This is a genomic window from Bradyrhizobium sp. (assembly GCF_004799445.1).
In the GTDB taxonomy this organism is placed as follows: Bacteria; Pseudomonadota; Alphaproteobacteria; order Rhizobiales; family Xanthobacteraceae; genus Bradyrhizobium.
Genome location: NZ_SSNA01000181.1, coordinates 1 through 13,181 on the forward strand (window position 1 = coordinate 1; position 13,181 = coordinate 13,181).

Annotated in this window: 10 protein-coding genes and 2 pseudogenes; 7 read left to right on the plus strand and 5 right to left on the minus strand. The window is 62.3% G+C overall.

Annotated features, from left to right (window positions below):
• From E8A46_RS23565 to E8A46_RS23595, 7 genes and pseudogenes are all read left to right on the plus strand, one after another.
• A pseudogene (locus E8A46_RS23565) lies at positions 1-238 on the plus strand (pyridoxamine 5'-phosphate oxidase family protein); the annotation flags it as partial.
• Between the two features lie 67 nt (positions 239-305).
• Positions 306-773, plus strand: coding sequence for a rhodanese-like domain-containing protein (locus E8A46_RS23570; RefSeq protein ID WP_291566384.1), 468 nt, complete (start codon positions 306-308; stop codon positions 771-773).
• A 440-nt stretch (positions 774-1,213) separates the two neighbouring features.
• Positions 1,214-2,965 carry a caspase family protein gene (locus tag E8A46_RS23575; protein ID WP_291566386.1) on the plus strand — a complete coding sequence of 584 codons (1,752 nt, stop codon included), beginning with the start codon at positions 1,214-1,216 and terminating at the stop codon, positions 2,963-2,965.
• Between the two features lie 60 nt (positions 2,966-3,025).
• A pseudogene (locus E8A46_RS23580) lies at positions 3,026-3,505 on the plus strand (methyl-accepting chemotaxis protein); the annotation flags it as partial.
• A gap of 275 nt (positions 3,506-3,780) precedes the next feature.
• A complete protein-coding gene (locus tag E8A46_RS23585) occupies positions 3,781-4,830 on the plus strand; it encodes a substrate-binding domain-containing protein (RefSeq protein WP_291566388.1) in 1,050 nt (349 codons plus the stop codon).
• A 12-nt stretch (positions 4,831-4,842) separates the two neighbouring features.
• Entirely contained in the window at positions 4,843-6,387 is a 1,545-nt protein-coding gene (locus tag E8A46_RS23590) for a sugar ABC transporter ATP-binding protein (protein WP_291566389.1), read from the plus strand.
• A 6-nt stretch (positions 6,388-6,393) separates the two neighbouring features.
• A complete protein-coding gene (locus E8A46_RS23595; RefSeq protein ID WP_291566390.1) occupies positions 6,394-7,515 on the plus strand; it encodes an ABC transporter permease in 1,122 nt (373 codons plus the stop codon).
• Between the two features lie 110 nt (positions 7,516-7,625).
• Here E8A46_RS23595 and E8A46_RS23600 read toward each other — a convergent pair whose 3' ends face one another.
• The 5 genes from E8A46_RS23600 to E8A46_RS23620 all read right to left on the minus strand — a co-directional run bounded on the left by E8A46_RS23600 (position 7,626) and on the right by E8A46_RS23620 (position 13,153).
• A complete protein-coding gene (locus E8A46_RS23600; RefSeq protein ID WP_291566392.1) occupies positions 7,626-8,621 on the minus strand; it encodes a hypothetical protein in 996 nt (331 codons plus the stop codon).
• 272 nt (positions 8,622-8,893) lie between these two features.
• Positions 8,894-9,439, minus strand: coding sequence for a nucleoside 2-deoxyribosyltransferase (locus E8A46_RS23605; RefSeq protein ID WP_291566394.1), 546 nt, complete (start codon positions 9,437-9,439; stop codon positions 8,894-8,896).
• Between the two features lie 196 nt (positions 9,440-9,635).
• Positions 9,636-10,688, minus strand: a complete 1,053-nt coding sequence (locus E8A46_RS23610) for a kelch repeat-containing protein (protein ID WP_291566396.1) — start codon at positions 10,686-10,688, stop codon at positions 9,636-9,638.
• Positions 10,689-10,925: 237 nt separating this feature from the next.
• Positions 10,926-11,846 (minus strand): SMP-30/gluconolactonase/LRE family protein, encoded by a 921-nt coding sequence (locus tag E8A46_RS23615; RefSeq protein WP_291566398.1) that lies wholly within the window; start codon positions 11,844-11,846, stop codon positions 10,926-10,928.
• A gap of 14 nt (positions 11,847-11,860) precedes the next feature.
• A complete protein-coding gene (locus E8A46_RS23620; RefSeq protein WP_291566399.1) occupies positions 11,861-13,153 on the minus strand; it encodes an MFS transporter in 1,293 nt (430 codons plus the stop codon).
• Between the last annotated feature and the right edge of the window lie 28 nt (positions 13,154-13,181).

The window sequence follows — 13,181 nt, forward strand, 5'->3', positions numbered from 1 at the left end:
CTCGAATTTGATGGCGATCACCGGACTATCGATGGCGGGACATGCGCGGGCGGTGGAAAGCCGGGCAGAGGCAGAAAAGATATTGGCCATGATGCCGCTGAAGTATCCCGACAGTCCGCCTCTGCCGATGAAAATGCCTGACCCTGATGAGGTCCGGCTGTTCTGCGTCACTCCGACCGTGATCTCCGTGCTCGACTACTCCAAGGGCTTCGGACACACCGATCTCGTCGCCTGCTGAGCAATTTTTCCAAAAAGGGCCAGGTGCTGCCCTGCCATCATCCGGCAAACCCTCGTAAGGAGCTTTCATGCGCCGTAGATTTGGAGCCGCCGCGGTTTTTCTCGGCGCGTTCGTCATCTGCCAGCCGGGTTTCGCGGCCGAAAACTGGCCCGACTCCGTGGACCAGTATGTCGCGCAGGTTCGCAAGACGATCGACACCACGGACATGGAGGGGTACCTGGCGGTGGTCAATCATCCGAACGGCGCACTGCTGGTCGACGTGCGCGAGGAAACCGAGTTCAAGGCCGGACACGTGCCTGGCACGGTCAACGTTTCGCGTGGGCGTCTCGAGTTCCGGATCTGGAAGCCGCTCGGCTATCCAGGCAAGGTAGAGATGAACCGCAAGATCTATGTGCAGTGCGCGACCGGCGGCCGCGCCACGCTGGCGGCCAAGCAACTGAGGGATATCGGCTTCACCAACGTTACCGCCGTCGTGATGGAATTGGCCGAGTGGCAGAAGAAGGGATATCCCTTCGTCAAGGACGAGTCCAAATAGGACCAGGTGACGTTGCTGGGCGCGAAACCCACCTCGGCGTGTGGCATGACGATGCCTGCGCCCGGGCGCGTGTGAGCGCGGTCGGTAACGTCCGAAAAGTGCCGACAAGCCCCCAACGGGCGTGATGCGCGTCACATTATTGCAGCACTTTATCGCGGTATATTTTCCTTCGAAAACCCGCCGGGACGAAGAAAGGCGAGATCGCCGGTCGTCTCGCCTCTCATCCCCGGCCAGCTGAACTGAATTCGAGCAGAACGCCTGACCAAAGCGGTTCGAACGGCATGACGAGATTGATCGGAGGCGGCGAAAAACGTAAAGATAGGCGGCTGGCGTGCCGCGGCATTTCACGGCCGGCCGCCGGCGATCGATTGCTTTTGGTGTTTTTTGAAGGTGCGAAAGGAGCTGTGCGGTTGAGGATTTAATACCGCGCGGGAACGAGCATGATCAGGCGTCAGGTCTCATGGGCGGCAGTGATCGGAGGGGCCATCCTGTCGATGGTTCTCGCGCCCGGCTGCGCCCTGGCCGAGAAGCGCGTGGCGCTGATCGTGGGAAACTCGACCTACCAGAGCGTTCCGCAGCTTCCCAACCCTTCGCGGGATGCGAGCGCGGTCGCCAGGATGTTCAAGGATGCGGGCTTTGATTCCGTCGACGTCCAACTCGACGTCGGCAACCTCGAATTCAAGCGGTCGATCCGCAAGTTCGAGGCGATGGCGGACCAGGCCGATATCGCGGTGATCTATTACGCCGGCCACGGCCTTGAAATCGGCGGCACCAATTATCTCATTCCGATCGATGCGCGGCTGGCCAGTGACCGCGATGCCGATGATGAGGCGATCCCGCTGGAGCGGCTGGTGGCGACGACCGACGGCGCCAAGCGGTTGCGGCTCGTCATTCTCGATGCCTGCCGCGACAATCCCTTTGTCACCAAGATGCGCAGGGAACGCGCCAATCGTGCGATCACGTCCGGCCTGAGCAAGGTCGAACCCACCAGCACGGATACCCTGATCGCCTATGCCGCCAAGGCCGGCTCGACGGCGGATGATGGCGACGGGCAGCACAGCCCGTTCACCTCGGCGCTGCTGAAAAACCTCACGGTCCCCGGCCTCGATGTCCGGCTGGCGTTCGGCCGCGTTCGCGACGACGTGCTGAAGAGCACCGGCAATCGCCAGGAGCCGTTCGTCTATGGATCGCTCGGCGGCGAAACCATGGCGCTGGTTCCGCAAATTGCAAAACCGGTCGATGCCGAAGCCGGAGCGCGTGTCGACTACGAGCTCGCCGCGCAGATCGGCACAAAAGAAGCGTGGGATTCGTTTCTCGCAAGCCACCCCAGCGGCCTCTATGCGAACCTTGCGCGCGCGCAGAATAATAAATTATCCGCGGCGCAGGAGTCCCACAGCAAGGCCGACGATGCCCGGCGGGAGGCCGAGGAGCAGGCGGCGCTGAAGGCCGAGGAGCTGCGCCGGCAAACCGAGGAGCAAAGCACGCGCCAGACCGCCGAGGCCAGGCAGAAGCTCTCCGAGCAGGCCAAGAAGGAACTGGAAGAGGCCAAGAAGCAGGTCGAGCTTGCACAGCAGCAGGCCGAGGCCGCCCGGCAGCAGGTCGCGGAAGCCAAACGCCAGGCGGTTGCGGAGGCCCAGCTTCAGGTCGAACAGGCCAGCCGCGCCGCCAGGGAAGATGCCGAGAAGGTCGCGACGCTGACGCCGGGCCAGACCACCCCGCAGACGCCGCCGCCTGTGCCACAACTCGGTCAGGCCGACCTCACGCGACTGCTGCAGGCCCATTTGAAGCGCGTCGGCTGCAACACGGGAAACGTCGACGGCCATTGGGACGACAGCTCGAGCAAGGCGCTCGATCTTTTTAACAAGAATGCCAAAACCCAATTCGATATCAAGCTGGCGAGCCTCGATGCCCTCGATGCCGTCCGCAACAAATCCGATCGCGTGTGCCCGCTGATCTGCGGCAAGGGACAGCGCGCGGAGGGTGATCGCTGCGTTCAAATCGAGTGCGGCAGCGGCTATTTTCTGAATTCCGGCGGATCATGCAAGAAGCGCCGCGAGCCGGCGCCGCGCGCGAGGACCGCGAGGAGGTACCCCGCGCCTCAACCATTTGCGCCTCCACCACAGTCCGGTTCGTCCGGTGCTTGCGGGCTCGATTCTTCCGGTCATCGTCAAGCGAATGTGCGCACCTGCTGACATCAGGCGGGTTTTGCCGACCTGTTCTGTAGCGGACTAGGTCCAATAGCGCCCGACAATATCGCCGGTCAGACCAACCTTTTGGCCTTGAACGCAACCATCGAAGCCGCGCGCGCCGGCGAGGCGGGCCGCGGCTTCGCGGTCGTGGCGTCCGAGGTGAAAGCCCTGGCCGAGCAGACCGCGAAAGCGACCGGCGAGATCGGCCAGCAGATCAGCAGCATCCAGGCGGCGACCCAGGAATCGGTGGGCGCGATCAGGGAAATCAGCGGCACCATCGAGAAGCTGTCGGAGATCTCATCGACCATCGCCGCCGCGGTGGAAGAGCAGGGTGCGGCGACGCAGGAGATTTCCCGCAACGTGCAGCAGGCCGCGCAGGGCACGCAGCAGGTTTCCTCCAACATCACCGACGTCCAGCGCGGCGCGAGCGAGACCGGCTCAGCCTCGTCGCAGGTGCTCTCGGCCGCGCAGTCGCTGTCCAGCGACTCTAACCGGCTCAAGCTCGAAGTCGGCAAATTCCTCAACACGGTGCGCGCCGCTTAGACCCCTCGCGCCGGGTTCAGTCGATCAAGCAAACGAGAAGCCGCCTTCGGGCGGCTTTTTCTTTTGGGCGACGGCGCCGGCCGCCATTGGCTTTTCCCCGCATTGCCGGATATGAGGATGTCAACGACGCTGACCGGCTCGGTCGCGATCCAGCGATGGATGGCCGGCGGTCGCGCCGCAGCGCAGCAGGCAGCCTCCGCCAGCCAGATGACAAGAGCTGGAAGTTTTGGGGAAGAAGCATCATGCAATTGCACCGCAGATTTGTCCTGAGCGGCATGTCCTTTCTGTCAATGGCAACCGTGTTGGCCCTGCCGTTTTCCCCGGCTGTCAATCCGGCCGGCGCGGCCGACAAGATCAGAATCGGCTTCCTGCTCAAGACCATGCAGGAGGAGCGCTACCAGCGCGACAAGGCTGCGTTCCTCGCCAGGGCCAAGGCGTTGGGCGCCGAAGTGATCTTCGACTCCGCCAACAACGACGAACAGACCCAGCTCGCGGCGTTCGAAAACATGCTGTCGCAGGGCGCGCGGGTCATCGTCTTGCAGCCGGTCAACACCGGCACCGCCGGAAGCATGGTCACCTCCGCCCACAAAGCCAATGTGAAGGTGGTCGGCTATGATGCGATGCTGGTCAACGGTCCGCTCGACGCCATGGTGATGCAGGACAGTTGGGCCGTCGGCAAGCTTCAGGCCGAGGCGATGGTGGCCTGGCTCAAGGCCAAAAACGGATCAGTTAACGGATCGGTCAAGGGCAATGTCGCGCTGATCCGGGGGCAGCCGGGCGATTCCAACGCCAATGCGATGAGCAGCGGGGTTCTCGAGGTTCTCAAGGCCAACCCCGATCTCAGGCTGGTCGCCGATCAATCGCACGAGGGCTGGTTGCCCGACAAGGCGATGGCGACCATGGAAAACCTGCTGACCAAGTTCGGCAACAGGATCGACGCCGTGATTTGCAACAACAGCGGCATGGCGCGCGGCGTCATCGCCGCCCTCGACGCCCAGGGCCTGGCCAGCGCGGAGAAGGTTTTCGTCGCCGGCTCGGACGCCGATTTCGTCAACATCCAATATGTCGCGCAGGGCAAGGAAGCCGCCGAAATCTGGAAGAAGATCGCCCCGCTCGCCGAAACGGCGGTCGAGGTGGCCGTGACACTCGCGCAGAATCCGGACAAGGATCCCAGCGCGCTGCTCAAGGCCGACAGGGTGATCAACAATGGCGCCGTCGACGTGCCGACCATCGTCACCCCGGTGGTGCTCGTTGACAGGCAGAACCTCGACAGCACGATCATCGCCGAGGGCTTTTACACCCACCAGCAGGTGTACGGAAAATAGATCCGAACGCGCATGTCCGAAGTCGTTCTGAAGATGGAGCAGATCGTCAAGGAATTCCCGGGGGTCAGGGCGCTCGACAACGTCAACTTCGAGGCGCGCGCCGGCGAGGTTCTCGCGCTGGTGGGCGAGAACGGTGCGGGGAAATCGACCCTGATGAAAGTGCTCGGCGGGGTGTGGCCCTATCCCAGCTATCAGGGCGACATTTTCATCAAGGGCGAAAACAGGCGATTTTACACCACCCGCGAAGCCGAGGAATCCGGCGTCGCGATCATCTATCAGGAATTAAATCTGATTCCCGAACTCTCCGTCGCCGAGAACATCTTCCTCGACCGTCAGCCGACCAACCGCCTCGGCGCGATCGATTGGCGCAAGCTGAATTCAGACACCCAGACCCTGCTGGACGAACTCGGGATCCGGGACTTCAAACCCGCCGATCAGGTCAAGCACCTCACGGTCGGCAAGCAGCAGATGGTCGAGATCGCCAAGGCGCTGTCGAAGCGCGCGCGCATCCTGGTGCTCGATGAGCCGACCTCCGCGTTGACCGACCGCGAAGTGGCTGAGCTGTTTCGGATCATCCGCAAGCTGAAGCAGGACGGCGTCTGCATGTGCTACATCTCCCACAAGATGGAGGAGATCAAGCAGATCGCGGACCGGGTCGTGGTGTTGCGGGACGGACAGACCATCGGGGATGTCACCGCCATCACCGACATCACCCTCGACCAGATCATCGCCCGAATGGTCGGCCGTGACATCAAGGACATGTTTCCGGCGCCCGCGCGCCAGCGTGGCGAAAAAATCCTCGAGGTCAGGAATCTCGAAGTCGACCATCCTGACCTGGCCGGCGAAAAGCGGGTCAGGAAAGCCTCATTCTCGGCCTATCGCGGCGAAATTCTCGGCATCGCCGGATTGATGGGGGCCGGGCGAACCGAACTCGTCTCCGCCATCTTCGGCGCCTGTCCGGACGCGACGCATGGCGAGGTGCTGGTCGCGGGCAACAGGATCGACATTCGCTCGCCCGCCGACGCCATTGACCATGGCATCGCGCTCCTGACCGAGGACCGCAAGGCGTTTGGTCTGTTCCTGGGCCAGTCGATCGCCTTCAACACGACGATAGCGTCATTGCCAACCATCAGCTCGCGGTCGATCGGCGTGATCGACGCTGCCCGGGAACGCGCGCTGGTCGAGAAATACGTCGCGCAGCTCGGTGTCAAAACGCACGATATCGACAGCATCGTCGGGACGCTCAGCGGCGGCAATCAGCAAAAGGTCATCCTGGGAAGATGGCTCAATGCGGGCCCGAAGATTTTCATCCTGGACGAGCCGACCCGCGGCATCGACATCGGCGCGAAGGTCGAAATCTACAAGCTGCTGGATCGGCTGGCCGGGGAGGGCGTGGCGATCGTCATGATCTCCTCGGAATTGCCGGAGGTTCTCGGGATGAGCGACAGAATCCTGGTGATGCGGGAAGGCGCCATCGTCGCCGAGTTCACGCGCAAGCAGGCCACCAAGGAAGCGATCATGGAATATGCGACCGGCGCGCGCCGGACGGGGCAGTGACAGGTCATGCGGCAGAACCAGGCGCTCCAGTTCATCAAGACCAACGCCACGCTGATCGCCCTTGTGGTTCTCTCGGTCGCTCTCGCGCTTGCCGATCCCACCTTTTCCACCGCGCGCAATCTGAGCAACGTCGCCCGCCAGGTCACGATCGTCGGCATCGTCGGGGTCGGGATGACGATGGTCATTCTGATCGCCGGTATCGATTTGTCGGTCGGTTCCGTGGTCGGGGTCGCGGCCGTGGTCGTGACGCTGCTGATGCAGGCGGGCATTGCCGCATGGATCGCGGTTCCGCTCACGCTGGTGGTGGTCGGCGGCGTCATCGGAATGTGGAACGGTTTCTGGATCGCGCGTTACCGTATTCCGCCGTTCATCATCACGCTGGGCATGCTGACGATTGCCCGCGGTGTCGCGCTGACGCTGTCCGGCGGCAGTTCGGTTGCGGTCGCCGACCCCCGATTTGCCAGCCTTGGCGGCGGCTACATTCCGCCGGTGCCGACGCTGGTCATCCTTGCGGTGTCAGCGGCGCTCTACGGCACCATGTTGATCCGCGGCCTTGGCGAGCGCTGGAAATCAGGCGGCCGCGGCAAGCTTGACCGGCTGGCGGCGGGTGCCATCATCGCAGCCGTCGGGTTCGCACTCGCCGTCTATGTTTTCGGCAGGGGTGACGGCCTTCCGGTTCCGGTAGCGATCTTTGTCATCATCGCGGCGGCCGCGATATTCGTTCTGGGTCATACCAGGTTTGGCCGGCGTCTTTACGCGCTCGGCGGCAACGAGGAAGCGGCGCGGCTGTCGGGCATCAACGTCACACGGACCAAGATGATCGTCTACGTGACCGTGTCGCTGCTGGCGGCGCTGTCGGGGATCCTGCTGGCCTCACGCCTCAACGGCGCGTCACCCAATCTTGGCACCATGTTCGAACTCGACGCGATTGCCGCCGTGGTGATCGGCGGCACCAGCCTGGCCGGCGGCTCCGGCACGATCGGCGGCACGATCATCGGCGCGCTGATCATCGGCGTTCTGAACAATGGCATGAGCCTGCTTGGCGTCTCCTCGTTCTACCAACTGATCATCAAGGGCCTCATCATCAGTCTGGCGGTCTGGTTCGACGTTCTGCAAAAAAGAAAGTAATGGCCGGCATCCACCCAACGGTGGGGCGGCGTGCGGCGGCCTAACCCGACGGGTCCGCGCAAGGCGCGGCCGATTGACAGGCTCCGGCGTCATCCGCCGGATGCGCGCGCCTAAAGGCTGTGGCGCGGCATTACCTGGTGCTGCTTGCCAACCACTGCCGAGGCGTCGGACGACACGCTCGTGACCACCGGTTCGGTACGATAGCGCGGCAGATGACCCTCGAGCGAGTAGCAAACGCACAGCGCGAGGCTGGCCCAGACCGCCGCACTGAAATACAGCGACATCCAGGCAATCTCGTCTTTCCACTCGGCAAGGTCGTGGGTCACGATCCAGCGCGTGCTGACGTCACGGAGACCCTCGAGAGGCCGCAGACGCGGCTTGCCGCCATCAGCAAGGTCGGCCCGCCACCGGCTCAGATACATCGGAACATCGACGGTCATGAGAAACACCAGATAGGCGGCGATCCCGATGATCGTGATGGCGAGGACGATGCGAACCGCACCGTCGAACTCCGGCAGCAGCCGGCAAAGGCCAATTCCGACCGCGGAGAAGGCCACGGCCCAAATCGAATTTTCGATGGCGTTGCCCAGATAGTGCGTGGTCAGCACCGCATACCACGAGAAACCTTCCGCGATCAGGATCAGCGGCACGATCACCCAGGCGGCGTTCAAGGTGGTGTCCGACCCCGTCATGGTGCCGAGCTGGTGCAGGATAATCGCCCACTGCGCCGCGAAGCAGATCTCGGCCACGGTGGCGACCGAACGGCCGACGACAACGCTCGACAGCCAGGTGTCGAACAGGCAGATCCGCTGAACATCCGCGCGCGGCAGGAACGACCTGAAGGCGCAGCCAAAAACATAGGCCGCGCAGAGCAGCAGCATGAGCTGGATGTCGGACGCGCTGCCGAGGCTGCCGGTCCGCAGAAAGGTGAGCTCGATGCCGGAGCTGCTGCCGAGACCACCGGCCGGCTGTTCGTGGAGCTGGCGGTACAGCAAGAACCAGATCGCGATATTTACGCCGCTGACCGCGGTCAACAGACTCCACCACCAGGCCAGTGGATTCGACCACGCCAGGGAACTTGACTGCGCCCGCCATTCCAGACTCATCGAATGCTCCAACTTTTATCGAGCCGACATTTGAATGTAATAATTCTGTCATAAATCTGCCCGTAGCAATTCTGTCACGAATCGCCGGCGATCACGACACAAATATGTGTGTTGCGGGCGCTTGCGGGATGACGACGGGGTGGTGGCGAGCGCGTCCCAGCTTCGCGCAGGGGTCTGTATGAGTGAAAGGCTCCGCTGCCGAGGCTGACGCAGCCAGGCTCATGACTTCCAAATTGCATGCGCTCGCGACGGTGCGGCGCTGAGTTGACGCGTCACGGCCGCCTGGCAAAATATCGCGCCGCGGCCTCGACGCAGGTCTCGAACACGTCGAGCGCATCGAGGCCGCGCGTTTTGCCGTCGGCCGGAACAAACACCGGGCATCCGCCGCTCTGGACCGCTCCGACAATCATGAGATTGTCCGGCAGGTGGAAGCCCTCGATGTCGAGATCGGCATGGTTTGCGCCAAGCTGTCTGCGCATCCGGGATTCGAAGTTTTCGGCCGTGTTCGAATAGCCAAAGATCGGCTTGCCCTTTCCGAGAAACCAGCCGACCTCGATCAACGTGCCGGCATCGGCGGATGCGCCTGCGAACGGCGTCAGGTTGGCAATGATGAGGTCGCTTCGCTCCATCATCGCGACGTCTTTTTGATAGATTGCCTGCCAGACCTCCAGCTCCGTGGCGGCTGTCCCGGCATCTTCGTTGAGCGGCGGCAAACCGCGCAAACCGAATCGCCGGCATATCTCCACCTTCGTTGCGGCGTGCGCGACCGCATTGGGAAGAAACACGTCGGGCCCCGCCAGATAGGCTGTTGCTGTCATGACCAGTCTCACCACTTCGGATCGGAACGGGCCAGCATAAGCGAAAATCCGGCGGTTCGGCAGCAGAACTGCGCCGCCGGCGGACGCGCAGATATTGCGCGTCGGTCAGCTCATCCAGCAGCTCCTTCAGGAAAAACCGGTGGTCAGTACCTAGCCGGCATGCCGCACCAGCACGCGCATTATCATCCCTAAAACCCTATTGTTCGAAGATCTCGTTGACCGAAACCACCGACAACGTGCCGCCACCGCCGGCATTGTTGACTCCCGATACGGCGTAGATGGTCTTGTCGACCAACGCTGCCGCAAAGCCATGTCGGGGCGTGATCATGCGCGCCGCGCGCGACCACGAATTGGTCTCGGGATCATAGACTTCGTGCGCACGAAATACGCCGCCGAAATCATCGATCCAACCTTCACCGCCGAGAACGTGGATCTTGCCGCCAACCGCCGCGATGCCGGTTCCTGACCGCGCAGTCGGCATCGGCGCCCGCGTAGCCCAGCTGTTGGTTGCGATGTCGTAGGCCTCATTCATCCAGACGTTGGATGACCACCCACCGGAAAAGCAGGAGCCGACGCGCCCGCCGATCGCGTAGATCTTGCCGTCCGCATAAGCGACGCTGTGGTGATTGCGTGGGGTCGGCATCGGCGCCAGACTCGACCAGGTATTGGTATCGGTGTCCAACACCTCCATGGTGCCGAGCAATTCAACATCTCCGCCAGGGGTAAGACCGTTCGGCAGCTGCTTGCCCTGCGGAATGGTTCCACCTCCGATCACGTAGATTTTCTTGCCGACCGCAACTGCGGCAAGCGCGCCACGCGCTGTCGGCATATTCGGGAGTGCCGACCAGGTTTGCGTCTCGGTATCGAAGGCCCACGCCTTGTTTTCCGGGTACCAGCCGCCCTTGCCGCTGTCCGGCAGCCGAAATCCGCCAATGACATAAAACTTGTGACCGATGCTCACGGCTGCACCGTGGTGGACCGGGACAGGATTTGCAGGCAGTTGCGTCCAATCGTTCTTGCCGGGGTCGTACTTGTAGAAAATACCCTGCGGTTTGTTTAGCGGATCCTGTCCGCCGTAGACGAATATCTGCCCGTCGATGGAAGCGCCGAGTACTTCGTTGGCTCCTTGTGGGATTGGCGCGCCGAGCCGCCATTTACCCTGAGCCTGGGCGACAGTCGCAGCACCGGTAAATATTACAGCGAGCAGGATAGCAAAAGCTGTTGCACGGCACATAGATCGTTTGATCACGGTCGCCCCCCTATTTCGCCCGCAATTCACCAGATGGCTCCCAATCCGGGTTACGGTGATTTTGTAAAATTGCGATTTTATTGCCGGAGCCGCGGTAATTTAGGCAGATTCACGGGATCGGCGCCAGCGCTAAAGATCGTGAGGTGCGAAAAGTGCCGATAGCGGTAGCGGCCCGTTAGAGAACCTCGTCGGCAGTAGCGAGCCGCGTCGGCGCGAGATAGGCTGGTTCTTCCGTGCCTATAGATGTGAAAACATAGGCTTGCCTGGCACATCCATTTCCGCCTTGAGGATCGAGCCACTGCCGGACTCGGTGATGAACAGAGTCTTGTTGTCCGTGCCGCCGAAAGCCATGTTCGTGGTGTGGGGCTCGGCGCAGCTTCGAATGCGATAGACCGGCTCTCCCAACGCGTCGACCACCCATACGGCGCCCATGCCGACATGTGCAATGAACAACCTGCCGTCTGCGTCGAGTGCGAGACCGTCCGGTCCGCCCCAGCCGCCGGAAAGCTGAATATAGATGCCGACCTTGGCGACCCCGCCGTCGGGGCTGAGCGGCACACGCCAGACGCAGTTGCCGCGTGTGACGGCAAGAAAGATCATGTTCTCGGCGAGATTCATCACGAGACCATTCGGGCTCGGTACGTTGTCGAGCAGACAATCGAGTTGCCCGCGTGCGGTCAGGCGGAACAGCCGGCCTGTCGGGTCGTGCAGGCCGGTGAGGCCCTGGTCGGTGAAATAAAGATCGCCATTGGCGGCGAAGAAGAGGTCGTTGCACCCTTTAAAGGGCGAAAGGCTTGCACGAACGAGATACGGCCTGACCTTGCCGTTCACCGGATCCATTTCCATGATGCCGTTCTTGTAGTCGGCGATGAAGATCCGGCCGTCCCGGTGGAATTTCAGTCCGTTCGGCCAGCCGTCGTACTCGGCGGCGACATGAAAATCGCCGTCCTGCGTGATTCTATAGATGCGGCCGTTGGGAAGATCCACGCACCACAGATTGCCGCCGCGGTCGAAAGACGGCCCTTCGAGCAGGGAGCGGGTGGGGCCGCCTTTCGGCTGGTAGCGTGCCCAGTCGTTGTTCGGATCGGCCTTGCGAAATTCATTCGGCAAAGTTGCGAAAACGCTGGTTGCGAGGTCCCTGGGCGGATGGAAGAACAAGGGTCGGTCCTTTCTCAGGCAACGCTGGTGGCCATCGCGGCCGTTCCGTCGACCGGTCCAATCGGCGTACGCGCCAGCAGGAACACGGCCAGTGCGCCGAGCACAAGCAGCGTGCCCGCGACGACGAAGGCCATGTTGAAGCTGCCGGTCGCCTGCACGACATAGCCGGTGACGATCGGGGCCGATATCCCGAAGGTGTTTCCGCCAAGGATGAGCAATCCGGTCGCCCGTCCCGAGTCTGCCGGGGTTCTCAGGAGGTCGCCGATCATGGCGATGTTGAGGGCCACAGCCGACGCCACGCCGCCGAGCGCGATGGTGATAAGCACAAGTACGAGATAGACGTTATTAACCAGCGGCGTTAGCAGGATCACCGAACCGAACAGCATCAGCAGCGCCCCCAGGCGCCTCCGACCGCCGCTACGCGCGCTTTCCTCCGTGAGCAGGCTGTCGCTCAGCTTGCCAAACAGCACGGTCAGGATCACCGCGCCGATAAAGGGAAGCGACATCAGCGCGCCGCTCTTCAACATCGACATGCCACGTTCGGTCTGAAGATAATTGGGCAGCCAGGTCAGAAAGAAATACTGGGTGTAGACCGCGCAGCCCTGCGCCAACATCAGACCCAGCATGGAAGTTGATCCGAGCAGGCCGCGCAAGCCGATCGAGGTGCCATCGGTCGCCGCACCCTTTGCACCGCCGTCGCGTTCCCGCAATATGAACGACCGCTCCTCGTTGCTGAGCCAGTTCACCTCTTCGGGTTTTCGGAACCAGATCATCCAGGCCAGCAGCCAGACGAAGCCGACGGCCGCGCAGACAAGGAAGGTCGCGCGCCAGCCGGCAGCGCCGACCAACCAGGCCAAAACCAGACCGCCGATCGCCGGGCCGAAATAGGCACCGCTGTTGAAGAAGGCCGCAAACAGCGCCCGCTCCTTGAGCGGAATCCATTCACGGATGACGCGGCCCGAGGCCGGATAGGTCGTCGACTCGCCGATGCCCATCACCACCCGGGTCGCGATGAGCATGCCAAAGCCGGTCGCCAATCCGGTCAGGGCAGTCGCGATCGACCAGATGCCAATTCCTGCCGCGTTGACCCGCCTTGCTCCGAATTTGTCGACGATCATGCCCATCGGCACCAGGCAGACGACGTAGAGCCAGAGAAAGGAGGAGAAGAGATAGCCGAGTTCAACCTTGGTGATGCCGAACTCTTCGGCAATCGGCGTGCTGGAGACGGACAGCACGATCCGATCGACATAATTGATCGTCGCCAACAAGAACATGAAAAGGTAGACCCAGTATCGACGATGTTTCACGTTTTCCCCCTGTCCGCACTCTGCCGAT

Excerpts from the sequence above, each read along its gene's own strand:
- E8A46_RS23570 (WP_291566384.1), top strand. The coding sequence starts at position 306 with ATGCGCCGTAGATTTGGAGCCGCCGCGGTTTTTCTCGGCGCGTTCGTC.
- E8A46_RS23575 (WP_291566386.1), top strand. The coding sequence starts at position 1,214 with ATGATCAGGCGTCAGGTCTCATGGGCGGCAGTGATCGGAGGGGCCATC.
- E8A46_RS23585 (WP_291566388.1), top strand. The coding sequence starts at position 3,781 with ATGTCCTTTCTGTCAATGGCAACCGTGTTGGCCCTGCCGTTTTCCCCG.
- E8A46_RS23590 (WP_291566389.1), top strand. The coding sequence starts at position 4,843 with ATGTCCGAAGTCGTTCTGAAGATGGAGCAGATCGTCAAGGAATTCCCG.
- E8A46_RS23595 (WP_291566390.1), top strand. The coding sequence starts at position 6,394 with ATGCGGCAGAACCAGGCGCTCCAGTTCATCAAGACCAACGCCACGCTG.
- E8A46_RS23600 (WP_291566392.1), bottom strand. The coding sequence starts at position 8,621 with ATGAGTCTGGAATGGCGGGCGCAGTCAAGTTCCCTGGCGTGGTCGAAT.
- E8A46_RS23605 (WP_291566394.1), bottom strand. The coding sequence starts at position 9,439 with ATGACAGCAACAGCCTATCTGGCGGGGCCCGACGTGTTTCTTCCCAAT.